Origin of the sequence: Acinetobacter sp. RF15B, from assembly GCF_007558235.1 — a bacterium.
GTDB classification, from domain to species: Bacteria; Pseudomonadota; Gammaproteobacteria; order Pseudomonadales; family Moraxellaceae; genus Acinetobacter; species Acinetobacter lwoffii_C.
Map to the genome: position 1 here is coordinate 139993 of NZ_VLSR01000003.1, position 23495 is coordinate 163487.

19 protein-coding genes are annotated in these 23495 nt (G+C 36.7%); 10 read left to right on the forward strand and 9 right to left on the reverse strand.

The window, feature by feature from the left end:
• Positions 1–17 precede the first annotated feature (17 nt).
• The 5 genes from E2K74_RS03305 (at position 18) to E2K74_RS03320 (ending at position 7883) form a co-directional block, all read left to right on the forward strand.
• Positions 18–4634, forward strand: a complete 4617-nt coding sequence (locus tag E2K74_RS03305; protein ID WP_151206274.1) for a hypothetical protein — start codon at positions 18–20, stop codon at positions 4632–4634.
• A gap of 92 nt (positions 4635–4726) precedes the next feature.
• On the forward strand, positions 4727–5827 hold the full coding sequence (locus tag E2K74_RS14810) for a hypothetical protein (RefSeq protein WP_227547999.1): 1101 nt from the start codon (positions 4727–4729) through the stop codon (positions 5825–5827).
• Positions 5828–5829: 2 nt separating this feature from the next.
• Positions 5830–6669 carry an AAA family ATPase gene (locus tag E2K74_RS14815; RefSeq protein ID WP_227548000.1) on the forward strand — a complete coding sequence of 280 codons (840 nt, stop codon included), beginning with the start codon at positions 5830–5832 and terminating at the stop codon, positions 6667–6669.
• 1 nt (position 6670) lies between these two features.
• The gene (locus tag E2K74_RS03315; RefSeq protein WP_151206275.1) at positions 6671–7540 is read left to right on the forward strand and encodes an HNH endonuclease; all 870 of its coding nucleotides are present in this window, start codon (positions 6671–6673) and stop codon (positions 7538–7540) included.
• A gap of 106 nt (positions 7541–7646) precedes the next feature.
• Positions 7647–7883, forward strand: coding sequence for a VF530 family DNA-binding protein (locus E2K74_RS03320; RefSeq protein WP_151206276.1), 237 nt, complete (start codon positions 7647–7649; stop codon positions 7881–7883).
• An 811-nt stretch (positions 7884–8694) separates the two neighbouring features.
• On the opposite strand, the gene E2K74_RS14950 is transcribed toward E2K74_RS03320, so the two are convergent.
• Positions 8695–8820: a hypothetical protein gene (locus E2K74_RS14950; RefSeq protein WP_264766496.1), complete on the reverse strand. Its 126-nt coding sequence runs from the start codon at positions 8818–8820 to the stop codon at positions 8695–8697.
• 542 nt (positions 8821–9362) lie between these two features.
• The gene (locus E2K74_RS03330; protein WP_151206277.1) at positions 9363–9614 is read right to left on the reverse strand and encodes a hypothetical protein; all 252 of its coding nucleotides are present in this window, start codon (positions 9612–9614) and stop codon (positions 9363–9365) included.
• A gap of 112 nt (positions 9615–9726) precedes the next feature.
• Between E2K74_RS03330 and E2K74_RS03335 the strand changes: the two genes are divergently transcribed.
• Together E2K74_RS03335 and E2K74_RS03340 are read left to right on the forward strand one after the other, a co-directional pair.
• Entirely contained in the window at positions 9727–9921 is a 195-nt protein-coding gene (locus tag E2K74_RS03335) for a hypothetical protein (RefSeq protein WP_151206278.1), read from the forward strand.
• A 73-nt stretch (positions 9922–9994) separates the two neighbouring features.
• Complete coding sequence (locus E2K74_RS03340) at positions 9995–10438, forward strand: hypothetical protein (protein ID WP_151206279.1); 444 nt, start codon at positions 9995–9997, stop codon at positions 10436–10438.
• 218 nt (positions 10439–10656) lie between these two features.
• Here E2K74_RS03340 and lpdA read toward each other — a convergent pair whose 3' ends face one another.
• From lpdA to E2K74_RS03360, 4 genes are read right to left on the reverse strand one after another with little or no spacing between them, the layout of a single operon-like run.
• Positions 10657–12057 (reverse strand): dihydrolipoyl dehydrogenase, encoded by a 1401-nt coding sequence (gene lpdA, locus E2K74_RS03345; RefSeq protein WP_151206280.1) that lies wholly within the window; start codon positions 12055–12057, stop codon positions 10657–10659.
• Positions 12058–12068: 11 nt separating this feature from the next.
• Positions 12069–13604 (reverse strand): 2-oxo acid dehydrogenase subunit E2, encoded by a 1536-nt coding sequence (locus E2K74_RS03350; RefSeq protein WP_151206281.1) that lies wholly within the window; start codon positions 13602–13604, stop codon positions 12069–12071.
• A 1-nt stretch (position 13605) separates the two neighbouring features.
• The gene (locus tag E2K74_RS03355) at positions 13606–14625 is read right to left on the reverse strand and encodes an alpha-ketoacid dehydrogenase subunit beta (RefSeq protein WP_151206282.1); all 1020 of its coding nucleotides are present in this window, start codon (positions 14623–14625) and stop codon (positions 13606–13608) included.
• Positions 14626–14640: 15 nt separating this feature from the next.
• Positions 14641–15603, reverse strand: coding sequence for a thiamine pyrophosphate-dependent dehydrogenase E1 component subunit alpha (locus tag E2K74_RS03360; protein WP_151206283.1), 963 nt, complete (start codon positions 15601–15603; stop codon positions 14641–14643).
• A gap of 344 nt (positions 15604–15947) precedes the next feature.
• Here E2K74_RS03360 and lipA point away from each other — a divergent pair, with 344 nt between their 5' ends.
• Both lipA and E2K74_RS03370 read left to right on the forward strand, forming a co-directional pair.
• Positions 15948–16922: a lipoyl synthase gene (gene lipA / locus E2K74_RS03365; protein WP_151206378.1), complete on the forward strand. Its 975-nt coding sequence runs from the start codon at positions 15948–15950 to the stop codon at positions 16920–16922.
• A gap of 234 nt (positions 16923–17156) precedes the next feature.
• Entirely contained in the window at positions 17157–18248 is a 1092-nt protein-coding gene (locus tag E2K74_RS03370; RefSeq protein WP_151206284.1) for a transcriptional regulator, read from the forward strand.
• A 368-nt stretch (positions 18249–18616) separates the two neighbouring features.
• Here E2K74_RS03370 and E2K74_RS03375 read toward each other — a convergent pair whose 3' ends face one another.
• The 3 genes from E2K74_RS03375 to E2K74_RS03385 all read right to left on the reverse strand — a co-directional run bounded on the left by E2K74_RS03375 (position 18617) and on the right by E2K74_RS03385 (position 21349).
• Complete coding sequence (locus E2K74_RS03375; protein WP_151206285.1) at positions 18617–19108, reverse strand: flavin reductase family protein; 492 nt, start codon at positions 19106–19108, stop codon at positions 18617–18619.
• Between the two features lie 189 nt (positions 19109–19297).
• Positions 19298–20326, reverse strand: coding sequence for a methionine synthase (locus tag E2K74_RS03380; protein ID WP_151206286.1), 1029 nt, complete (start codon positions 20324–20326; stop codon positions 19298–19300).
• A gap of 45 nt (positions 20327–20371) precedes the next feature.
• Positions 20372–21349 carry a DUF1852 domain-containing protein gene (locus E2K74_RS03385; protein WP_151206287.1) on the reverse strand — a complete coding sequence of 326 codons (978 nt, stop codon included), beginning with the start codon at positions 21347–21349 and terminating at the stop codon, positions 20372–20374.
• Between the two features lie 744 nt (positions 21350–22093).
• On the opposite strand from E2K74_RS03385, the gene mdh reads away from it, so the two are divergent.
• Positions 22094–23266, forward strand: a complete 1173-nt coding sequence (mdh, locus tag E2K74_RS03390) for an iron-dependent methanol dehydrogenase (RefSeq protein ID WP_151203083.1) — start codon at positions 22094–22096, stop codon at positions 23264–23266.
• Positions 23267–23495 lie beyond the last annotated feature (229 nt).

The window sequence follows — 23495 nt, forward strand, 5'->3', positions numbered from 1 at the left end:
TGATATGGTAGGTATGTGTGTCTTTAGAACCAGGCGGCTTAGCTGAAAAAATTGGAAATCGTTACGAATCATCTTGGATCACATTCCAATTGTTCCGATTATTAGATGAAAAAATTTCCTATGTCCAAGTTGAGCCACTAGGTGAGGACGAAGATGCTGTCGATGTCATTGTTGGTAATCTTGATGGTTCTAAAGAACATCATCAATGCAAAATTGGCAATATATCTGATAATGCTTGGTCTATAGCTACTCTACAATCTAAAGAACTTTTGACAAAAGGTTTTCAACATATCTTATCGGGCTCAACATCCTATAAAGTTGTTTCAAGAATTGGTTTTAGACTATTAGAAGATATCTGTGAAAGTGCCTTAAATAGTACAGGATCTAGCTCAGACTTCTTTGAGCATCAAATTAAAGAAATAAGCCAAGAAAGGTTAAAGATATTTAATGATTTATGTAGGAAATTAAATCTTGATCCATCAAATCCAGACGATCTAGACAAAGCTCTTCACTTTCTAAAATGTTTTGAAATTAGGCAGTTCAATGAAGATGATACAGACCATGAGATGTGTATATTAATCGCTGAAAAATTAATCTATGAGCAACCTATTCATCTAGTCCACTTCTTACAAACTTATCCAGTCAAATGTCATAAACTCAGAGAAAAAATTACCACTCATCTGTTAAAAACTGATCTAGAAAGTCAAAACTTCTCTTTTAGACCCTCACCGAGTGACCCTCATACTTCTTCTGTAATAAAAACGCTGAATGAAGAGTTTGATCAGTCAATCGAACCTTTTCTCATCTTACAGAATAATATTCAGCGTACTGAATTCACTACCACAGTGGATGCTATTAATAGTAGTCCTATAACATTAATTAAGGCGGATGCAGGTGTAGGCAAAAGTGCCTTTTTATTAGACTTAAAGAAGCATTTTTTTCGATCAGGAGCCATTGTTCTTCCTATTCGACTAGATAGAAGAGTTCCAGAGAAAAATATCAATCAATTTGGAGAGGATTTAGGTTTTCCCTGTTCTCCAATTTACTGCCTAGAGAAATATAGTCAGGGACAAGAAGTTGTTGTTATTTTAGATCAATTAGATGCTCTACGTTGGACTGCCCTACATTCATCAAATGCATTGGATATATGCATGAAAATGGTTAAGGAAATTCTTTTACTACGTCAACATGCTAGTGCCAATATAAAAATTATTATGGCGACTAGGAACTTTGAACTAGAAGATGATATACGTCTAAAAAATTGGATCAATAGCATTGATGATGATGTAAAAAAAATAGAATTAAAACTTTTTGAGTCAGATCAAATCAATCCATATGTTAGCCAATTTGAAGAATATGATCAGTTAAGTGATGAGCAAAAAAAAATTTTAAAAATACCTTTATGGTTAGGCATTTACACAAACTTAGCCAATGGTTTAGGTGAGGCTCCTAAATTTACAACCAAATTGGATTTGATCAAATTTTTCATTGAAGATCGGTTTAAGCAACTCAATGAGAGTCAAGGTATTTCCACAGTAGATAGCGATAGGTTTTTCCATGAAGTTATACATTTGATGAATCAACTCAACAAATTAAGTATTTCTTCAACTCAACTACCTCACGGATCATCAGAAATTAAAAAAGCTATGGTCTCTGTTGGATTGCTGTCTGAGCAAAATAGAGAAATTAGTTTCAGACATCAAGCAATTTATGATTATGCAATAGGGAAAAAACTACTTTCGCTTGGTCTTCAATCAACCGAAAATTTCTTAAACGAATTAGGAGTAAGAAATCAGCAAACGCTGTTGAAACGTGAACATCTCAGATATGCACTTGCATTGTTATATGAAGCAGATGAAAGTATTTTCTGCAAATGTATCGAAGCAGTCCTTTATCATCCTGAAATTCGATTTCATTTGAAATCATTAGTATTTAGCGTATTACGCCATATAGAAAACTTTAAAGCTCCTCTTAAAAAGCTTATTAATAAGATTGTAGAAGATGCTGAATTAGCTCCTCATTTTATAAGATTAAGTTGCAGTGGTAATCCTGCTCTAGTTCAATATCTATCGGACAGTCATTATCTAAGTGATTGCTTAGATGAAGATGGGGAATTGAAATCTAAAGCCTTAGAGCTTTTAAGATCTGTTTCTGACAAAACACCAAATTTATTAATCCATGAGTTATCCAGGTTTGTGAATCAATCACCTGAGTGGAATCAAAATATCTACAATAGTTTATGTTGGAATATGAAAAATGATTCAGATGAACTCTTTGATCTTCGTATGCAACTTATTAAAGCTGGCACTAACAGTCATTATGTTTTTTGGGATGACTTAACTAAACAACATCCATTAAGAGCTTTGTATCTATTAGAACTTATGTGTGATGAAGACCTACACATAAGATTAAATTCTCGAGAAAAATGGTCTAATTACGATACTGAGTGTGTGGAAAAACTTGCAGATAGTCATCCACAAGAAGTACTCAGAGTTTTCTTACCTATCTTGAATACTTTCTTCTCTTCCAACAAACAGGATGAATATAGTAATGACTATACATGGTCACATGAATATGCAACTAGAACATCTTTAGAAGAGTTTATTTATAACTGTTTGTTCAAAATCGTAATCAAAGCTTCTACAAATACTATTTTAGAACCAGATCAATTACTTCAGTTGCTCAGTCCATATAAAGAAACTATTAATCTGATTTTTAATCGTATATATGCAAATGTACTTCTAAATCTAGACATTCAATATGCTGACGAAGTGATAGAGTGGTTATTAGACAACCCAAATCAAAAATTTAAACTTGGGAATAATAATGAAGAACCAATCTGGAAGCTGGCTGGGAAAATAATTGAAAAATTCTCCCCGCATTGTAGTCAAAATAAGTTTGAACAACTTGAAAATATTATCTATTTCTTTCCCCCGGACTATCATGTAGATCAAATTAAACGGTGTTTAGAATACACACGTGAAAATTACTACATGCCTTATTGGGGAAAAACACAATATCACTTACTACCTAAATTAGATGTAGCACGTATTACAATTGAGTCAGAGCAGTTAATTGCTGTCCTTAGACGCAAATTTGAAAAATATACTGAAGATGATTTCTGTAATCGTTCAAATGGTGTTGGAGGATTTGTAAGTTCTCCTATTAAAAACCCTCTCATGCTTTCAAACAAGGCTTGGAAAAAACTTATTACTACTGATCCAAGTAAGTTCAGCAAGAATAAGTTCAGAAGAGACCTTAGAGAAGCGAGTATTCATCAATTTTCAAATGCTTTTGAAAGTGCAGTAATTAGTGAACCTCAACGTTATGCAAAGTTTGCTTTAACCCTACCAATCGATATCCCTCAGGATTACATTAACGCCTTGTATTATGGGCTTAGAGATAATGATCTTAATCGAGTTCCAGATGAGTTAAAAGAAACATGGGAGCCTTGCCCTATTGAGTTGGTTGAACAAGTGATTGATCATTTTTCAGCTTCAAAGTATTCAAGACAACTTGAAAGCTTGCTCTCAGCAAAAATCAATGTGTTATCTCCCAAGTACATAAATTTACTAGAAGATATCGCGAAATCAGCAGATGACCCTTTACCTAATAAATTGAATATCCATACAGTAGGTTATCCAGATCAGTTGGATGAAATCTCAAGCCGTGATTTAAAAGGTAATACTATTAATTGTACACGAGGATCTGCATATACAGGTCTTGCTGGTAAATTTTGGGATGATCAAGAATATGCACTTTCACATAAATATATCATTGAGAATGCACTGAACGATGAACATGCAGCGGTGAGAATGGCAACTGCTAATCTGTTATTACCTATGTATAACTATGACCAGGACTATGCTTTCGATAAATTCATAGAATTATGTAAGAAAGACATTCGAAATACTCTAAGTTATGGCTTTCATTATTATTTTAACAATGCTTTCACTGGTCAGTATAGAGAGTCATTTATTTCTGTTGTCAAAACTATGCTTGAATCTAAGTATGAAGACGTGAGAAAAGAAGGTCATAAACAAATCATTGCTCGATGGTTATTCAATGATTTATTTGAAGCAGAGTTACAGCTAAGTCTAGATTCTAAAAATCAAGAAAGTCTTTGGGGCTATGCTTCCGTGATTAGCCAACTCTTAGGTGATGATACCAAAGGATATGATCACTCAAAAATGAAAAAAATATTTGAGATCTTAGTTAATTCAGAAAACGAGGAAACCCTAAAAAAAATGGGGAAATTCTTCAACCAAAAATTTTGGTCAAAAAGATATGCTAGAGAGTTTTTTGAAAAATATGTGCACTCAAATGCATTAAATCATAATGTTTATAATGTTTTGCACTCTATAGAAGAAAGCCCGACAGGAATGGGTCAATTCAGTGACCTTATTATTGTCATGATTCAAAATATTCTTAAGTTAAAAACTCAAGAGTTAATGAATAATTTAGATACAAATACTATTACGAGAGTCATTCAGCAATTATATGATCAAGCAGAAAATGATGACGATGATGAAACACTGGGGTATTGTCTTGATATGTGGGATGAACTTTTGGCTAGTAATCATTCATTTATAAGAAATATGACTGAAAAATTGGATGGTGGATTGCTAGCATAGTTTATTAAACTTAATATGTTATGACGATTATTTACGAACCGAATTATTGAACAATAATCCTTTGAGATTAAACTGAAGAACTTTGGAAAAGTATGAAAAATTTACAACTCGCTAAAAACATAAAAATAGAAATCTTAAGACTTCTTGCTCAACAAGAAGAAAAGTTATTCAAGAAAATGGGGGCCTTAGAATTTTTTGATTCAATTTTAAATTTGCGGGCTATGCCATCTACTGACAATAGATACAAAGATGCAAAAGGCGATTTTACACAGCACTATATAAATAACAATGATTGGACTCTTGAAGAAATCTTACTCGATAGATACGATTTCACAAATTCTGATGAAAATTTTTTCAAACTTCTTAATCTAGTTGTATCCCCTACTGTCAATAACACGGAAGAAGAAGTAAAGTTTTTCTATTACACCTTAAATTCAATACTTAACAGCCACTCACTTGAATATCGTTTGAAAACCATTAATGAAAATGGTATCTCAATATTCGAGTTAGATACTTTAGATAGTGAAAATCAATTCAAAGATATAGTTGATAATCATACCCCAATTTTTGTTAATAAAGATAAAGATGTTAATATAATAGAGAAACTAAATAAAAATCATCCTTCCTATATCTTGCTTAATCCAACAACATGGGATGATTTTTCAAGTAAAAACCAATTCACATTGTCGGTTCAATATAAAGGTAAACATACAACATTAGGATTGTTGAAAATAATATCGATTGATTCAAAAAGTACAACACTGAGCTTACCATACCAGCTTACGAAGTTAGGAAAAGAATATTGTTCATTGGGAGAGAAAATTGACTACTATAAAAGTATCAAGAATTTTTTCGGAAACCATTATTTAACTATCTTGAAAGCCTTTAATGATGTTGCATTTTTTCCACAGATAAGCGAATCTTTTGAGAATTCTTCGGATTTCAAAAATAGTTTAATCAGGTTTGATGGTCAGGAGCAATTAATGCGTCAAGCTCGTTATATTATTGATAACTATGATCTAAGTAATCTTTATTCTTTTGAGTATATCTACAGACCTAGTTATTCAGACAATATTGAACCATTAAAGATACCATTTAATTTTAATGATAATTCTATCCTTCCTGATAGAATTTATGCCCTTATCGGCGAGAATGGTGTCGGTAAAACGCAATTGGTCTCAAAATACCAATAGATTTGGCTAACAACGTATTAGATACTTTTACACCTAAAGTACCACTTTTCAGTAAGGTCATTGCTGTTTCTTATAGTGTTTTTGATGATTTTAAAATTCCAGAAAGCTCATCGAAAATAAATTATGTATATTGTGGTTTAAGACAAGAAAAAAATGGTGAAAAATATACGCTTACTAAAGATGATTTAAAGGAAAGGTTTTTTAACTCTATTCAAAAAGTTCAAAAAAGTAAAAGGTTCGATCGTTGGTGTGCAATTGTGGAAAATTTCTTTCCAAACAATACAGTCGATCGATGGAAAACATGGAATGAATCTGAGTTTGAATACGAATTAAATATTACTGAAATTAGTAATTCTCTTAATAAATTCAGTTCAGGTCAGTCAATTTTTGTTTTTATTTTAACGGAAATATTAGCGAATATTCGCTATGATTCATTAATTATATTTGACGAACCAGAAACGCACTTGCATCCGAATGCTATTTCTCAGCTCATTAATAGTATCCATTTATTAGTTAAAAAATTCCAATCGTATTGTATTATTGCGACTCACTCTCCGATCATCGTACAGGGTATTCTGTCTAAAAATGTTTATGTTGTAAGAAATGAAAATGATGTTTTAAGTGCTAAGCACCCTTCAATTGAAACATTTGGGGAAAATTTAACCAAGATTACAGATGATATTTTTGGTGCCAGAGATACAACATCTCAATTCAAAAATGAATTGCAAATATTAATTAATAAAGGCTATAGTTATAATGATATTATAAATTTACTTAAAACGAATAATGTACCATTAAGCTTGAATTTAACAGTTCTATTAAATGGTATGGCATCGAATTAATATGATTAACTTAACTCCATATCATTTTGACAGTGAAGATTTTTTAGAGAAAGTGGTTAAATCTAAGAAAAAAGGTAAAAATGAGAAACCTCCTCTTTATAAAGATAGAATAGTCCCCTTATCTCAAAAAATATCACCTTATTACCCCATATATGATCGCGCATTTTCAACAAATTCATTACATACTATAACAGCATGTAATTTATTTACTGATAGTGAGGAATCTGACTTATTAAAACTATATAAATATAGTTCTAAGCCATTTACTTTATTAAAAAATGCAATAGTTTCACGACCGAATAATCGTGAGGATCATACCTGTCAATATTGCACTATAAATAGCGTAAACACTTTAGATCATATTATGCCCAAGGATGATTATCCTGAATTCGCAGTTCATCCAAAAAATTTAGTTCCCGCATGTTCTCAATGTAATGGTAAAAAATCTAAAAAATGGATCACAAGTGGAGTATTCGAGTGTCTAAACCCTTACTTACATCAATTGCCACCAGTCCAATTTCTATTTGCAAGAGTAGTCTATACTAACAATACTTTTGATGTTAATTTTTATTTAGATAATCAAAATAATGTGTTACCAACTTATTTATTTAATGTTATTAAAAATCATTTTCGCAACCTTGACCTATTGGAAAGATATAAAGAATCTTCTTCTAAAATTATTTCTGAGTTTGACAACTCTATTAAAGGATCACTTACAACACAATGCCTTCAAAATGCTTTAATTAATGCAAGAAAGACGATCCAATTAAACCAAACTGAATTTGGCTATAATCAATTTGAAAATGTTCTTAAGTTGGAGCTATGCAATGGACAAGCTTACATACAATATTGCCAAGCTCAGGGATATTAAACCCCATCTTTTTAATACATATTAATAAAATTTTAAATTTCAACTTTCTCATTTTCTAACCAGCCCAGGTTATAATATTAGCCTCCCAAAATATGGTTGATCTCTTATGAACACCTCCAATGATCCCTTACATGGCAAAAAACTCGCTGATATTTTGGATGAATTATTGGATTACTACGGTGGGTTTGAAGGCTTAAGCCGTAAAATTGAAATTAGATGTTTTTGCATAGATCCAAGTGTTAAATCATCATTACGATTCTTAGGTACCACACCATGGGCACGTGAAAAAGTAGAAAGTTTATATTTGTATGTGTTACGCCAAAAAGCGAAACAGAAATCGTAGTGATCAAAACCCTAGTCTCAACATCATATTTTATATCAGGTAGTAGACTACTACTTATTGAATAGCCATCGATTTGGTAGACATCTTTTAATGAGTGGTGGACTGCCACCACTCTCCTAGACAAATTTAGTCTATTCTTAAGACATTTTTAGTCGAAAAATATATTTATTTAACTAGGTTCATGAACCAAGAATTTTATAAACTAGTAATTTAATCGTCTAAGTTATTAAAATTATTGCCAATTAAATATAACTTCAAATATGAAATAAACTTTAGGTAAACATAAATTAAATCAAATACACCAGACAATAAGTTCATAAATACTATCCTATCTATAATTCCTGTCGATAAAAGTTAATTTTGAAATTGTGGTAATTTTTTGAGTTTTTTTCATTCTAAGAGTTAACTAGTCAAAAAGAAGGAAATTCTAATATTAACTAGTCATGTAATTGTATGTAAATAAATTTAATTAATAAAATTTAAACACTTATTGAGTTATTTATTCTAATAATTAGGTAGTCATTGCACTCGACATCGTGAATCTTAGGAATTGTTATTCACGATGTCGAGTATCCTAAGTAACATAATATACGTTATGCCGAAATCCGACGCGCTATATGATGATCTAGCCTGATAAACAATAATTTTAACTTTGTAATTTCTTCATCATTATCCAATTCTGAATTTTGCAGTTGCTCTAGAACTGTCTCCAGTAGATCGCGAATGTACTCGTAATCATCTCTGGTTAAAACACCTTTTTTCCTGTCATAGCTGACTGTTTTGTATATGTGTCTATTTCTAATCATTGAAATCATTCTGATACAGTAATGTAAACAACAAACGCAATAAAAACACCGAAAGCTAGACCTTGAGCAAATCCCAAATTATAAAAAGAATCAGCAACAGCTAAAGCCTGATCTATATATTCTTGTTGCATTGATTTACCTTCCGACAAAGACGTTCATGAGCCTTCTTGTATCTAACAGAAAAAGATTGACCACAAAAATTACAGGTTAGATAAATAGTTTCTTGTTTTAAATTATTTTCCTTCAAAACAAGTTCAAGCAAATCTAAAGATGAATTTTTCATTGTTGTCTCCAGTGAATATAAAACACTCTATTGATCTAATTTTAGTCAATCGTAACCCGCATGTTATAAATGGGGGTAGGAACAACAACACTTGTTGCGAATCTAGGTTTGGTTTTAAGGCTTTCTCCCGTGTTTTGACAGGTTAAGCTATTTTGATTTTGAGAATCTGCGGATAACTTTTTATTGTTAGAAGACATAATCAAACCCCAAAATGACCAAAAACAAGACCAACAAGAAAACCAATAACAAGACCAACGAAGTAAGACGGAATATGCATATGCTCTACCCCAAACAACGTGTTAAATGAAAAGAGATATAGTTCTTATGCATGATTGAATAGCAGCGAGGGCATTCAACAAGATCAGTCTGATGAACAGAACGAATAATCACTTAGCAATCCCCCATTTCATCTTTTAATTCTTGATTTGCTTTTTTGTATAAATCTGCATGTGCATCAATCAAGGAATAGTCATAAGCCATTTCAGCAGCAACTAAAGCCAGATGCTCTAAACACTGCTCTGTGGAGAAAGCAGGAATACATTCATCTAGACAAAATTGACCATTTTGAGAGACCAACTCTGCTACCCGATTAAAAGCAGCTTGAGTAAAGTCTTGAGGTGAACTAAAAGTGATTATTTTCATGCTTATGATTTATCACAAATGATATTTGAATGTTTTATAACATTTGATTTGTGATAATGCAGCATATCATAAAATATAAATCAGATATGATGTCAAAATTTTGGAGAAAGACATGGCTGTAACAATTCGGTTGAGAGATGAAGAAGAAGAAATGATTAAAGACTCAACGCTTGAAATGATGTTCGAAACAAAAATTCGAATTAAGGAATCAGATGTAATTCATACTCTCATTAGAAAGCACCTTAAAGACATAAAAACAGAAGATGTAATGAGATATAGAGCTGAAATACTTAAAAAAGACGATTAATTATTTATATTGACCAAGATGATTGATTTCATATTAAGGGTGTAAATGCACCCTTTTCTTATTAGGAATAAAAATGGGTATTGCAATATTTTGTTTAGTATTAGGATTTACTATTGGGTATCTCTGGAGAGACTCACGCACTAAAAAAGAAAAACCAAAAACTAAAAAAACAAGAAATGTATATCTCAGCTATAACGAAAGACAACGTGCAAAGATACATCATCAGAGTGATGCAGAGAGGATTAGAGAGCTTAATTTACTTTCTACAAATGAAAGTAAATTCATGCGTTTATTACAACATCAATTTACAGAGCATCGATTAATTATTAAAGACAGACGGTTTTATATTGCAGACCAGGATAACTACCCTATTGCTATATTTGAATATCGAGATGGTACAAAGGAATTAAAAGTTAAAGACAACGAAGACGGTATTCCTGTTTTTCTTTATAAAGCCATTCTCTCCAGTGAAGCACTCAATGAAGATAAAATGTCGCTCATGTCGAATGTCGCATAACGTAATTTTATGTTAAATAGGATATCTGAGACTGTGGCCTACGCAACTATCTATAAACGTTAATTTTGAAATTTTCAGCAGAAATTAAAGCTAAAAATGAAGTCGCCAAAAAGTAAAGCGAACTATGAAATAAAACCCTCCTTGGAGAGTTTTTATAGTTCGCTTTATAGGAATTAACTAATAATTCTAGGTTCGCCTCCTAAGAATCTTGCGACTCCTTAAATATGGATTGCACGTTGCATCGCCGATAATACCGACTCATGCATCGCCTCAGACAAAGTCGGATGAGGGAAAATGACCTGTGCTAAGCTTTCATCTGTAGCTTCTAGGCATTTTGCGATGGCAAAACCTTGAATATGTTCGGTGACTTCATGTCCGACCATGTGAGCACCTAACAACTCACCCGTTTCCTGACTAAAAATGGTTTTAACAAATCCTGCACTATCGCCTAAAGCCAATGCCTTACCATTGGCTTGCAAAGGAAACTTACCAACATTGATACTCAAGCCTGCAGCTTTCGCTTTCTGTTCTGTTAAACCAATACTGGCCACTTGAGGATGGGTAAAGATACAGCCTGGAATTTGTGTACGCTCTAAAGCATGTACATGACTTAGGCCTGCAATTTTCTCTACACAAAGAATGGCTTCATGACTGGCTTTGTGTGCCAAACACGGTGCACCAGCGACATCGCCAATTGCATAAACGCCCACAACATTGGTTTTACACCATGAGTCGACTTTAATAAAGCCATTCTCAAATTCAATACCCAAAGCTTCTAGGCCAAGATTATCAGCATTCGGTTTTACTCCAGTAGCCGAAAGTACCTTTTCAACGCTAATGATTTGCACACCTGTGGCAGTTTCAATATGGCAATGTACTTGAGCATGATCTGTTTCTATTTTCTTTACAGTCGCTTCGGTTAAAACCTGCATCCCCTGCTGTTCAAATTGCTTTTGTACATACTTCGCAACTTCAATGTCTTCGCTAGGTAGAATCTGTTTTGCAATATCAACTAAGGTGACTTGGCAGCCTAAGTCTTGGTATAGGCTTGCGAACTCACTGCCTATAGCACCAGAACCAATGACCAGTAAAGACTTTGGTAATTGTTCTGGAACTAAAGCTTCTTTATAACTCCAGATTTGATCACCATCTACAGGAATATGAGGCAGATTAGCTGCACGTGCACCTGTTGCTACAATAATATGTGGTGCAGAAATCTGCTGTTTCTGACCATTTACATCTGTAAGTAGTAATTGTTCTTTGGCAATAAACTGGGCTGTCGCATTGAAAACAGTAATTTGATTCTTTTTCAATAATTGACCAATACCTTGTACCAGTTGTTCAGAAACCTGTCTGCTATGATAGACCAGTTTTTGAATGTCAAAATCAACAGCGTTAAGAGTAAAGCCGAAATGCTCTGCGGATTTAAACTGCTGCGCAAGCGCAGCCCCGCTTAATAATGCCTTGGTTGGAATGCATCCCCAGTTAAGACACACCCCTCCTAAGTGTTGTTTTTCAACGACTGCAGTTTTCAATCCCAGTTGTGCTGCACGAATCGCAGCGACATATCCTCCAGGACCAGCACCAATAACCACAAGATCAAACTGTGTATCTGACATGTCTTTTCCTCCTACACCAAAATTAATGCAGGATTTTCGACAAACTGCTTAAACGCCGATAGGAATTGAGCACCCAATGCACCATCAATAACACGATGATCACATGACAATGTTGCTGTCACCATTTCACGAGCAACAATCTCATCATTTTCGACGATAGCACGTTTTTCGGCTGCACCGAGGGCCAGAATTGCACCTTGAGGTGGGTTAATAATGGCATCAAACTGTTGAATACCCAGCATTCCTAAATTGGAAATACTGAAACTGCCACCTTGAAACTCATCAGGTGCTAATTTTCCAGTCTTGGCACGTGTCGCCAGATCACGCATATCGTTGGAAATTTGTGCCAAAGATTTAAGGTTTGCTGCTTTAATAATTGGCGTGATCAGTCCGTTTTCGATGGCCACGGCAACTGAAATATCAGCCTGTTCAAACTGTAAGATCTGCTGATTTTCTTCATCAAATTGCACATTGACCTGTGGAACTTTGATCAGCGCGGCGGCGGCAGCTTTAATCAGCATATCATTAATGGACAGCTTTACTTGTGGTACGGTACTGTTAATTTGCTGACGCAAAGCCTGAACCGACTCAACATTTAAGTCTATTGTTAAGCGAAAATGTGGTGCATTGCGTTTTGCCGCTTGTAGTCGTGAAGCGATTGCTTTGCGCATACCATTCATAGCAACGGTAGTGATTTTCGCTGGCTCTGCTGGATCAGCATGATCAGCATGTTGAGCTTGTACAGGATTTTCCCGCTGATAAACTGCTTCAACATCTTCTTTACAAACTCGTCCACGTGAACCAGATGCACGACAGTCATGCAAATTAATACCCCATTGTTTGGCTAAACGGCGGGCAACAGGTGTCGCTAGAACCTGACTGTCATCTGCTTTAGATTTGGCGGCTTTCGTACTGGCCTGATGACGTACATCTGGCCAAGCCCCGCCAGCGGCTTGGACTGCGGCCTGAATATCTTGAACACTAATACGCCCTTCACGTCCAGAACCAGCAATCTGAGCGAGGTTTACATTATGTTTTTCAGCCAATTTCAAGGCATGTGGCGTTGCAAAAATATCATCGCTTTGCTGATAGCCCTGTAACGCAGCAGGAATTATATATCCACCCTGAGCGACAATCTTTGATCCATTACCAACACTGTTCTGTTTAGGAGCAGCTTGTACTTTGGTTTCAACTTGAGCTACAGCTACTTTTTCAGGAACCGTTTCTACAGCTTTGTTTTCTGTTACAGCTGGTATTCCGCCTAAAGACTGTGCAAACTCTTCAACTTCTGCATCGGAAACTTCTGCATCTGCACAAATTGCAATGACTCCACCTACGATAAGTGTGTCACCATCTTTAGCAATAATTTTTCGTAGCAAGCCATCGAAAGGTGCTTCCAGAACATTGACGATTTTTGTGGTTTCAATTTCACAAATTTCCTGTCCTTTACTAAATTGAGTACCTTCCTGAATCAGCCATTGGGCAATCGTGCCCTCTTCCATGGACAAACCCCATTTTGGGATTTCTAAGGTTTTAATTTCGCTCATCCTAAGCCTCCAACGTCTTCCGTACAGCCTGTTCGATGCGTTCTACACTTGGTAGCCATTCTTTTTCTAGTACTGGTGAAAATGGTACGGGTGAGTGTGGTGGAGTGACTAACTCGATTGGTGCTTTAAGATAATGAAAGCCTTTCTGTGCAATGAGTGCAGCCACATCATGTCCGAAACCGCAACGCGCCGCCGATTCATCTACAATCACTACGCGACCTGTGGAAGCCACTGACTCTAAAATACCATCTTCGTCTAACGGAGAAATAGTTCGAGGGTCAACCACTTCAACCGAAATACCTTCTTTTGCCAGCTTGTCAGCAACTTCATTGGCGCGATGCACCATCAGGCTTAAGGCAATAATGGTAATATCAGTGCCTTCACGGGTGTAATTCGCAACGCCAAAAGGAATAGTGTAGGCCTCATCTGGTACTTCGCCCTTAAGGTCATACAATAACTTGTGTTCACAAAAGACCACTGGGTCATCATCTCGAATGGCTTGAATCAATAACCCTTTCACATCATAGGCACTAGAAGGTACCACCACCTTTAAACCCGGCACTGAGGCAAACACGTTATATGGCGACTGAGAATGTTGTGCTGCAGCGGAAAAACCTGCACCGATCATGCCACGTACGACGAGTGGTGCTTTGGCTTTGCCACCAAACATGTAGCGGAATTTAGCCGCTTGGTTATACAGCATGTCATAACATACGCCATAAAAATCCATAAACATTAAATCTGCCACAGGTCTTAAACCCGTTGCAGCAGCACCTGCCGCCATACCAATAATCGCCGATTCTGTAATCGGAGTATCAATGACTCTTTCAGAACCAAATTCAGTCCATAAACCTTTGGTTACACCCAGTACACCGCCAAAACCTTCCAGTTTATTGTCATCGGTATTTTTGCCACCATGCCCACCACGAACATCTTCACCGACCACAATAACACTTGGGTCTCGGCGCATTTCTAATTCAATTGCCTCTTTAATCGCATTTCGATAACTTTTATTTGGCATTTTTCTACTATTCCTTTAGTAAGAGACGTAAACATCAGTAAGCAACTGAGAGACTTCTGGATACATAGCTGCGCGTGCTTTTGCCACGGCGTCGTCTACATTGGCTTTAGACTGGGCATCAATCGCGTCCAGTTTAGTTTCGTCAATTTTACCTTTGACTTTTTCACGAAATATTTTCAATGGGTCTTTATGTTCTTTGACATAATCCAGTTCTTCTTTGGAGCGGATAAGCCCTGGATCACCTTCAAAATGTCCATAAAAACGGTTGGTTATCGTTTCAATTACACTCGGACCTTCACCACGGCGGGCACGTTCAATTGCCTTTTGTGCAACCTCATACACAGCAAAAAAGTCTGTTCCATCCACCTTTTCAGCAGGTAAGCCAAAACCTGCCGCTCGACCTGCAATGTCTTTACTGCCTACGGCATAGTCGTGTGCAGTACCTTCACCAAAGCCGTTATTTTCAAAAACAAAGATGACAGGAAGCTTTAACACCACAGCCATATTAATTGCTTCAAAAGTTAAGCCCTGATTTGATCCGCCATCCCCCGTAAACGATAGACCAATACCACCATTCTTGAGGGTTTTGGCACTTAGAGCTGCACCAATTGCTAAAGGTGGGCCACCACCGACAATACCGTTTGCACCAAGCATGCCTTTATCTAAGTCCGCAATGTGCATTGAGCCGCCTTTACCACGACACAGACCATCATCTTTACCGAATATTTCTAGCATCATGGCGTGAATGTCACAGCCTTTAGCAATACAATGTCCGTGACCACGATGTGTTGAGGTAATGAAGTCCTTATCTGTTAAATTTTCACAGATTCCTACTGCCACCGCTTCCTCACCGCTATATAAGTGGATGAATCCTGGAATATCACCTGTATTATTTTCATCGTGAAGTCGGTCCTCAAATTCACGAATGTCGCGCATTCTTTTGTATGCTGCCAGCAATTGCTCTTCCGTTAATTGCATATATTTATTCCTTATTCCCTACGCTTAAAAGAAAATCCAAAATTGAATAATTGAATTTTTAAATCGTATATTTATATAAGAATATTTTTATTAAATTTCATATTAGACTAAAAAAATATAATGCATAAAAAGATAAGATAGATATTAAAAACATGAGCTTATAAATCTAAAAAAAATTGTAAATTTTCAATACTGTTCAATTACATATAAAAACAAACCTTTAGCCAACCTTTGTTTTGTATGATAAGTTTTTTGCCCTGTTTTGGAATATTATTAATGCTTTTAAAACAGCTTATTTAATATCAGAATTTATATTAATTATTTTAAATGATGGAGTGTTTGAAATGGATTTAAATAACACCATATTAACTGGAAAGAAGCTGCGGGGCGCTGAAAAAATGGCGCGTATTCCAATTAAAGTTATTCCAACGGAAACGACACCGAAAAAGCCAGAATGGCTTCGGGCTAAAATTAGTCAACCTGAGGAAGTCCAAATCATTAAGGATTTATTAAGGCAGCAAAAACTACATACGGTTTGCGAAGAAGCGGCTTGTCCTAACTTGCCGCAATGTTTTGGCAGTGGGACCGCAACCTTCATGATTATGGGAGATATCTGTACTCGGCGCTGCCCATTTTGTGATGTCGCTCATGGTCGTCCTCATGCTTTAGATATTAATGAGCCAAAGCATTTGGCTGAAACGGTAAAGAATTTAAACTTAAAGTATGTCGTGATTACTTCGGTTGATCGGGACGACTTAAAAGATGGTGGCGCACAGCATTTTGCCGATTGCATTCGAGAAATTCGTCAAACCAGTCCAGAGACTTTAATTGAAATTTTAGTGCCTGATTTTCGTGGTCGTGCAGATATTGCCCTGAAGATTCTGAGTCAAAATCCACCCGATGTTTTTAATCATAATATTGAAACTGTTCCACGTTTGTATAAAGCCATGCGGCCAGGCTCTAACTATCAGCATTCATTGGATTTACTTAAGAAATTTAAACACTACTGCCCTGATATCCCAACCAAATGTGGTTTGATGGTCGGTTTGGGAGAAGTTGAAGCTGAGGTTATTGTGTTATTAAATGATTTGAAAGATTATCAAATTGACTATGTCACAATTGGCCAATACTTACAGCCATCCAAATCACATGCACCAATTCATCGTTTTGTTACATTGCAAGAGTTTAAACGGTATCAAACTCATGGAGAACACTTAAAGTTTAAGAATATTTGGAGTGCACCATTGGTTCGGTCGAGTTATTTTGCTGATCGTCAATATCATGGTGAGGCTGTACCTACTCCTTACATGCGTGAATGACTTTTTATCCTGTTTACGTTTATTAACATTTGAGATGGAAATAGTCATTTTCAGCCCATAAGAACACTTTTAAAGTAGCGCAAGGAGCTGGTAAAACCAAAAGATAGGATTTAACAAAGCAAAGATAAAACCATTTTAAATGTAAGCAAGAGGAAATGGCATAATTGACTATAAACTTCAAAACTCTTTTCTAAAATTTAAAAATATTACAGTCTGATCATAAAGGAATATGATATGAATCTGTGCAATACAACACCTGCAAAAAAGCTGCAAACAACCCATTTAATCAATCAGCATACTGTGCATGCCGCCCCTGTTTTGGCCTTACCTCCAGAAGATAGAACTTCTTTATTTCGCCGCTCTATCCAGCATAATTATGCTGACTTACTCAAAATAGCTAATGATTCAGATATGGCTATTGGTCTTACAGATCATCAAGGTACCCTCTTATGGACATGGAGTAGTTCGGCAATGCTTTCTTCTGCTGAACAGGCTCATTTTATTGAGGGTGGGCATTGGTCTACACAGGCTGTTGGGATCAATGCGATAGGTATGACTTTAAATAGCCAGATATCAAGTTGTGTCTATTCTCATGAGAACCAAATGGGCAGTGTTCGTGATTGGGTCTGTTATGCTGCACCGATCTGGGATCCGACATCAGGGCAATTTCATGGGATTATTAACCTTTCCACAAAATATAAAAAACATACTCCTTTGGGACTGCTTGCAGTTGAACGCTGTGCAGATTTAATACAACGAGCCATAAAATTTGAGCAGCAAAATTTTTTATACATTAAGGCGCTAGGCTCGCCTTGGGTTCAATTTAATGGGCAAACATTGAGTTTGAGTCACCGTCAAATTGAAATACTTTGCATTTTAGCTTTGCATCCCTATGGTATTGGTTTAGAAGAGTTACACTCTGCCCTTTATGGTGAGCGTAATGTCAGCCTAAAAACCCTAAAGGCTGAGCTTTCACAACTTCGTAGCCTATTACCTCATTCAATCGAGGCTCGTATTTATAGGCTTACCTGTGAAGTCCAATGTGATTTTTTACGTGCTGAACAATCATTAAATGCAAATCTTATTGCCAGCACATTCTCGCTATATAAAGGTAGCTTTTTATCTAAATCAGAAAGCCCTTTACTAAGTACTTGGCGACATTGTTTTGATGCCCGTTTAAGCCAGTTGATCTATCAAATAAAAGATATTGATCAGTTATTACGAATTATTGGGCAAACACATGATCGAATTGATGCAGTACAGCGCTTATTAGAGTTATTACCGCAGGACAGCACCCAGCGTAATTATTTTTCAAATCTGATTTAGATTCGATAAAGACAAGTAGGAGTAATTTAGGTTTATCGGTAGTAAATGCTATCATTACAACATAGTTGGATATAGTGAAGACCTATACTATGCCCTAATTTTTTTAGGTTGATAGACTAAAACTTAATTTTGTAAATTCCATCTCCTGAGTAGCTAAATATAAATTTTAACTTTCCTAGTGAACTAAACTTTTAGGTCAGCATGAATTAAATAGAATATCCGAGATATGCTACACAACATTATTTGTTGCCACAGCTCAGCCACGTGAATCTGCAACTCTATATTCACGTTGCTGAGTATTCCAAGTGACATAATATATACCTTACGCTAAAGTTTAGTGCGCTTGTACATTCTAAAAACCTCCCCATTTAAGCAACCACCTCCCCACCGACATGATGATAAGCACGATTGAAATAAACCAAGCTTTGATCATTTTGACTTTGTTGAATCGCGACAATACGACACATAAAAATAGTATGCGTTCCAACTTCTTGAATCTGATCGATTTCACAATCAAAACTAACCAGAGCATCTTCCAAAACAGGTGCGCCCGTTTCTAATTCTAGCCAGGTTCCATGTTTAAATCGTTCTTCTGAACTCATTTTGGATGAAAAGACCTTGGAAATATGCTTATGTTGTGCGCCCAACACATTCACGGTTAAAATTTTATTTTCTATAAAGTGTGCATGAGACCTAGAGGCTTTATTCATGCAGACCAGCAAGCTTGGCGGTGTATCCGTGACACTACATACCGCAGATGCAGTAAATCCATGAGAACCAGATGCTCCTGCTGTAGTCACAATATTGACCGCACTTGTTAACAAAGACATGGCATTTCTAAAGTCAGTTGAGTCAATCATCACTTGTTCCAAAATTAAATCGGCATTTTTCTTAAGATAGAGCTTTTTTGATACCACGGCGTCGGCAGATCAGCTGAATGTATTTGGGTTAACATGCTATTTCATCTGGATTGCGCTTATCGGTCTGATCAGAAATACCCAATCAAACCGAAGTAGATCTTTCTTGACGCATCATGTAATCAATAAGAACTAAGCTGTTAGCTCTTTACGAACAATTTCCGCACCAGCATTTAAAGCATTCAACTTGCCTATTGCGACTTGGCGAGACAACGGCGCCATACCACAGTTGGTTGAAGGATAAAGCTTGTCAGCATCAACAAAATGAAGTGCTTTACATAAGGTCTCAGCAACTTCTTCTGGGGTTTCAATCCTATTGGTTGCTACATCAATTGCACCAATCATCACCTTTTTACCGCGAATCAGCTCAATCAGATCCATAGGAACATGAGAATTCTGACATTCTAAAGACACAATATCGATCTTAGATTTTTGCAGTTTGGGAAAGACTGCCTCATATTGTCGCCACTCTGAGCCTAAAGTCTTTTTCCAATCGGTATTGGCTTTAATACCATAACCATAGCAAATGTGTACGGCGGTTTCACACTTCAGGCCTTCAAGGGCTCTTTCCAGGGTAGCAACGCCCCAATCATTCACTTCATCAAAAAACACGTTAAAGGCCGGTTCATCAAACTGGATAATATCAACACCGGCAGCTTCTAATTCTCTTGCTTCCTGATTAAGAATTTTGGCAAATTCCCAGGCAAGTTTTTCACGGCTTTTGTAGTGACCATCATAGAGGGTGTCAATCATGGTCATTGGCCCAGGCAATGCCCATTTAATTGGCCGACTGGTCAGAGAGCGTAAAAATTTAGCATCTTCCACAAAAACCGGTTTTTGACGAGATACTGCTCCTACCACTGAAGGTACACTTGCATCATAGCGATTACGGATTCGGACTGTCTCACGCTTTTCAAAGTCAACGCCGTCGAGGTGTTCGATAAAGGTAGTGACAAAATGTTGGCGAGTTTGTTCACCATCGCTCACAATATCAAGACCTGCATGGACTTGTTCTAGTAATGATAAACGTAAGGCATCTTGTTTGCCTTCAATCAGTTGATCTTCCTGTAGTTTCCACGGTGACCAAAGTTTTTCCGGTTCTGCCAGCCAGGAAGGTTTTGGCAAACTGCCAGCCGTTGAGGTCGGTAATAGACGTTTCATCATTAATCTTCTTTTATCGTTTAGTGAATCAAGTAGTGAGTGGTTTTAAGCCGAGTAGCTTTTTGCCCATTGTTCAAGGATATTCTGATAAGGCTTGATGAACTGCTCTTCTGTAAATCGGCCCTGCTTCAGCGCTAACTGGCTACGCTCCTCGCGGTCATAGACAATCTGCGTGAGTGAATAATCCTGATATTTCAAGCTTGGCTGATAACATTTCCCTGCCACAGAATTGGCATTGTAAATTTCAGGCCGGTAAATTTTCTGGAAGGTTTCCATTGTACTAATGGCACTAATCAACTCCAGATTCGTGTAATCACTCAGTAAATCTCCACTAAAATAAAAAGCCAAAGGCGCCACGCTGTTGGATGGCATAAAGTAGCGAACCTCTAAGCCCATTTTTTTGAAATATTCATCGGTTAATGAATATTCATCTTGCTGGTATTCCACCCCCAATACAGGATGCTGGTTTTCAGTCCGCTGATAGATCTTGCTACTTGAGACACTGAGGCAAATCACCGGTGCTTTATTAAACTTTGCTTTATAGGCCTCAGAGTTGACCAAATATTTAAACAGCTTGCCATGTAATTCGCCAAAATGATCTGGAGTACTACGTGTCGACTGCTTCTTGCTATGTTCTAATAGCAATACGCTAAAGTCATAATCCCGTACATAAGAGGAAAAGCTGTTTCCAACCATGCCATCAATGCGCTGGTTCTTGTGATGATCAATAATGGTCGTCTTCAACATTTCAATGACTGGGAACGCCTTCCCCTTGCCTTCAATATCCATATCCGCAGAAATGATTTCAACTTCAACTGAATAACGATCTGCCTGAGGATTATCCCAATGAGCCAAGTCATTGAAACGATTGTTGATCATCGCCAGGGTTTTACGCAGGTTCTCCTGACGACTCTCTCCTCTTGCCAGATTTGCAAAGTTGGTGGTAAGACGCGTACTGTCTGAAGGATGATAATTTTCATCAAAACGAATGCTTTTAATCGAACATGCAAACTCTTTATTCATGATGATCCGGTGCCCTAATTTCTAAGATAAATCTGAATTTCTTGATAAGGTAATTTATACTTGAATCTCATCATGAATAAAAATGATTTTATTTAAGTCTAAAGTGAAATTAATTCACCATTGGTGGTTTTGTCGCAATGCGCCAGGAGTCAGTTTCCAAAATCTGATCTTATTAAATTTATAAAATGGGTGCATTTCATCTCAATAGACAGGTCTAGATAAATTTGTTTATTTTTTAGCTTAATAAATATATAAAAATGATAAAATACAATAGCTAATATCAAATAAAGTTAAAGGAAAGTTTAACAAACGGTTTAGAGAAATGAATTTTTATAGCTCTAAATTGAATGCTGTATCGGACTTAAACAGGTCTCTTTAGAATATTTATATTCTGTTTCTGAGTAGCGCTCCTAAAGATCTTGTCTCACTCACAAAATTACTAAAAATGAATAGGGCTCATCTTTAAGTTAAAAAATATCAGGATGTTCATCTTATTGCCTTTATCAAAATCGCTCGAGTAAGACTGAGACATGTCCTGTCCTCCTTCTATTCTACACCTCTCTTCTTAAATCATCAGGTCCTCAATGTAAGGGAATGGCTAAATCCCATTCAGATTTTAGATAAAAATCAACATTTTATTAAAATGGTAGGTGTTTGGTAGGTGGGATTCTTCCGGACTTGACTGCATACTTCATCGACGATGAAAAGTGTCAACAATTGAATAATGGTAAAAGGAGTTGCCCCATGGCTTTTAAAAATCTTGCAGATAAAACCAATGGTTTTTATATTCCCTGTGTTTCACTTTTTGGTCCTGGCTGTGCCAAAGAAGTAGGAAGCAGAGCACAAAATTTAGGCGCAAAGAAAGCTCTGATTGTGACAGATGCCGGCCTGTTTAAATTTGGTGTTGCCGATACGATTGCTGCTTATCTAAAAGAAGCTAACGTCGACTGTCATATTTTCCCGGGTGCAGAACCGAACCCTACTGATATTAACGTACATAAAGGGGTGCAAGCCTATCACGAGAATGCTTGTGATTTTATTGTGTCTTTAGGTGGCGGTTCATCACATGACTGTGCCAAAGGTATCGGGCTGGTGACTGCGGGCGGCGGCCATATCCGTGACTATGAGGGTATTGATAAAAGCACAGTGCCTATGACACCGCTGATTGCGATCAATACTACAGCAGGTACTGCCTCTGAAATGACACGTTTCTGTATTATTACCAATACAGAGACTCATGTAAAAATGGCTATTGTCGATTGGCGCTGTACTCCGCTAATTGCGATTGATGACCCGAAGCTGATGATTGCCAAACCGGCCAGCTTAACTGCTGCTACCGGAATGGATGCCTTGACTCATGCAGTTGAAGCGTATGTTTCTACTGACGCCAACCCTATTACCGACGCCTGTGCAGAAAAAGCTATCAGCATGATTAGCCAATGGCTCAGCCCTGCGGTTGCCAATGGTGAAAACCTGGAAGCGCGTGATGCTATGAGCTATGCACAATATCTGGCAGGAATGGCTTTTAACAACGCTTCGCTAGGTTATGTACATGCGATGGCGCATCAGCTTGGCGGTTTCTATAACTTGCCGCATGGCGTATGTAATGCAATCTTACTTCCACATGTATGTGAATTTAACCTGATTGCCTGCCCTGACCGTTATGCCAAAATTGCACAGTTAATGGGCGTGAATATTGAAGGCTTGACCGTCAATGAAGCCGCTTATGAAGCGATCGATGCGATTCGTCAACTTTCAGCTTCAATTGGTATTCCAACTGGTTTAGCTGAATTATCTGTGAAGGAAGCTGATCTGGCCATTATGGCTGAAAATGCGCAAAAAGATGCCTGTATGCTGACCAATCCACGTAAAGCAACCCATGCGCAAGTGGTGGAAATTTTTAAAGCTGCAATGTAATCCTCAATGTAAGCCCTCTCTCCCATTTAGTTATTGGCTTACATTTTTAGCAACTGCTGTTTAACGTATTTTTTAGAAAATAGGTTAGACGGTAGTTGCTTTTTTTTACTCTTACAATTGAGGGGAATTCTGGTTCGTCAGCAGGATAAGGGAGAAAATCTTAATAAATGAATATAAGATTGTCCGACGGCGCCCTCAAGGCACTATAGCAACCTGATCCATAAGATTC

Excerpts from the sequence above, each read along its gene's own strand:
- E2K74_RS14810 (WP_227547999.1), top strand. The coding sequence starts at position 4,727 with ATGAAAAATTTACAACTCGCTAAAAACATAAAAATAGAAATCTTAAGA.
- E2K74_RS03315 (WP_151206275.1), top strand. The coding sequence starts at position 6,671 with ATGATTAACTTAACTCCATATCATTTTGACAGTGAAGATTTTTTAGAG.
- E2K74_RS03320 (WP_151206276.1), top strand. The coding sequence starts at position 7,647 with ATGAACACCTCCAATGATCCCTTACATGGCAAAAAACTCGCTGATATT.
- E2K74_RS14950 (WP_264766496.1), bottom strand. The coding sequence starts at position 8,820 with ATGCAACAAGAATATATAGATCAGGCTTTAGCTGTTGCTGATTCTTTT.
- E2K74_RS03330 (WP_151206277.1), bottom strand. The coding sequence starts at position 9,614 with ATGAAAATAATCACTTTTAGTTCACCTCAAGACTTTACTCAAGCTGCT.
- E2K74_RS03335 (WP_151206278.1), top strand. The coding sequence starts at position 9,727 with ATGGCTGTAACAATTCGGTTGAGAGATGAAGAAGAAGAAATGATTAAA.
- E2K74_RS03340 (WP_151206279.1), top strand. The coding sequence starts at position 9,995 with ATGGGTATTGCAATATTTTGTTTAGTATTAGGATTTACTATTGGGTAT.
- lpdA (WP_151206280.1), bottom strand. The coding sequence starts at position 12,057 with ATGTCAGATACACAGTTTGATCTTGTGGTTATTGGTGCTGGTCCTGGA.
- E2K74_RS03350 (WP_151206281.1), bottom strand. The coding sequence starts at position 13,604 with ATGAGCGAAATTAAAACCTTAGAAATCCCAAAATGGGGTTTGTCCATG.
- E2K74_RS03355 (WP_151206282.1), bottom strand. The coding sequence starts at position 14,625 with ATGCCAAATAAAAGTTATCGAAATGCGATTAAAGAGGCAATTGAATTA.
- E2K74_RS03360 (WP_151206283.1), bottom strand. The coding sequence starts at position 15,603 with ATGCAATTAACGGAAGAGCAATTGCTGGCAGCATACAAAAGAATGCGC.
- lipA (WP_151206378.1), top strand. The coding sequence starts at position 15,948 with ATGGATTTAAATAACACCATATTAACTGGAAAGAAGCTGCGGGGCGCT.
- E2K74_RS03370 (WP_151206284.1), top strand. The coding sequence starts at position 17,157 with ATGAATCTGTGCAATACAACACCTGCAAAAAAGCTGCAAACAACCCAT.
- E2K74_RS03375 (WP_151206285.1), bottom strand. The coding sequence starts at position 19,108 with ATGATTGACTCAACTGACTTTAGAAATGCCATGTCTTTGTTAACAAGT.
- E2K74_RS03380 (WP_151206286.1), bottom strand. The coding sequence starts at position 20,326 with ATGAAACGTCTATTACCGACCTCAACGGCTGGCAGTTTGCCAAAACCT.
- E2K74_RS03385 (WP_151206287.1), bottom strand. The coding sequence starts at position 21,349 with ATGAATAAAGAGTTTGCATGTTCGATTAAAAGCATTCGTTTTGATGAA.
- mdh (WP_151203083.1), top strand. The coding sequence starts at position 22,094 with ATGGCTTTTAAAAATCTTGCAGATAAAACCAATGGTTTTTATATTCCC.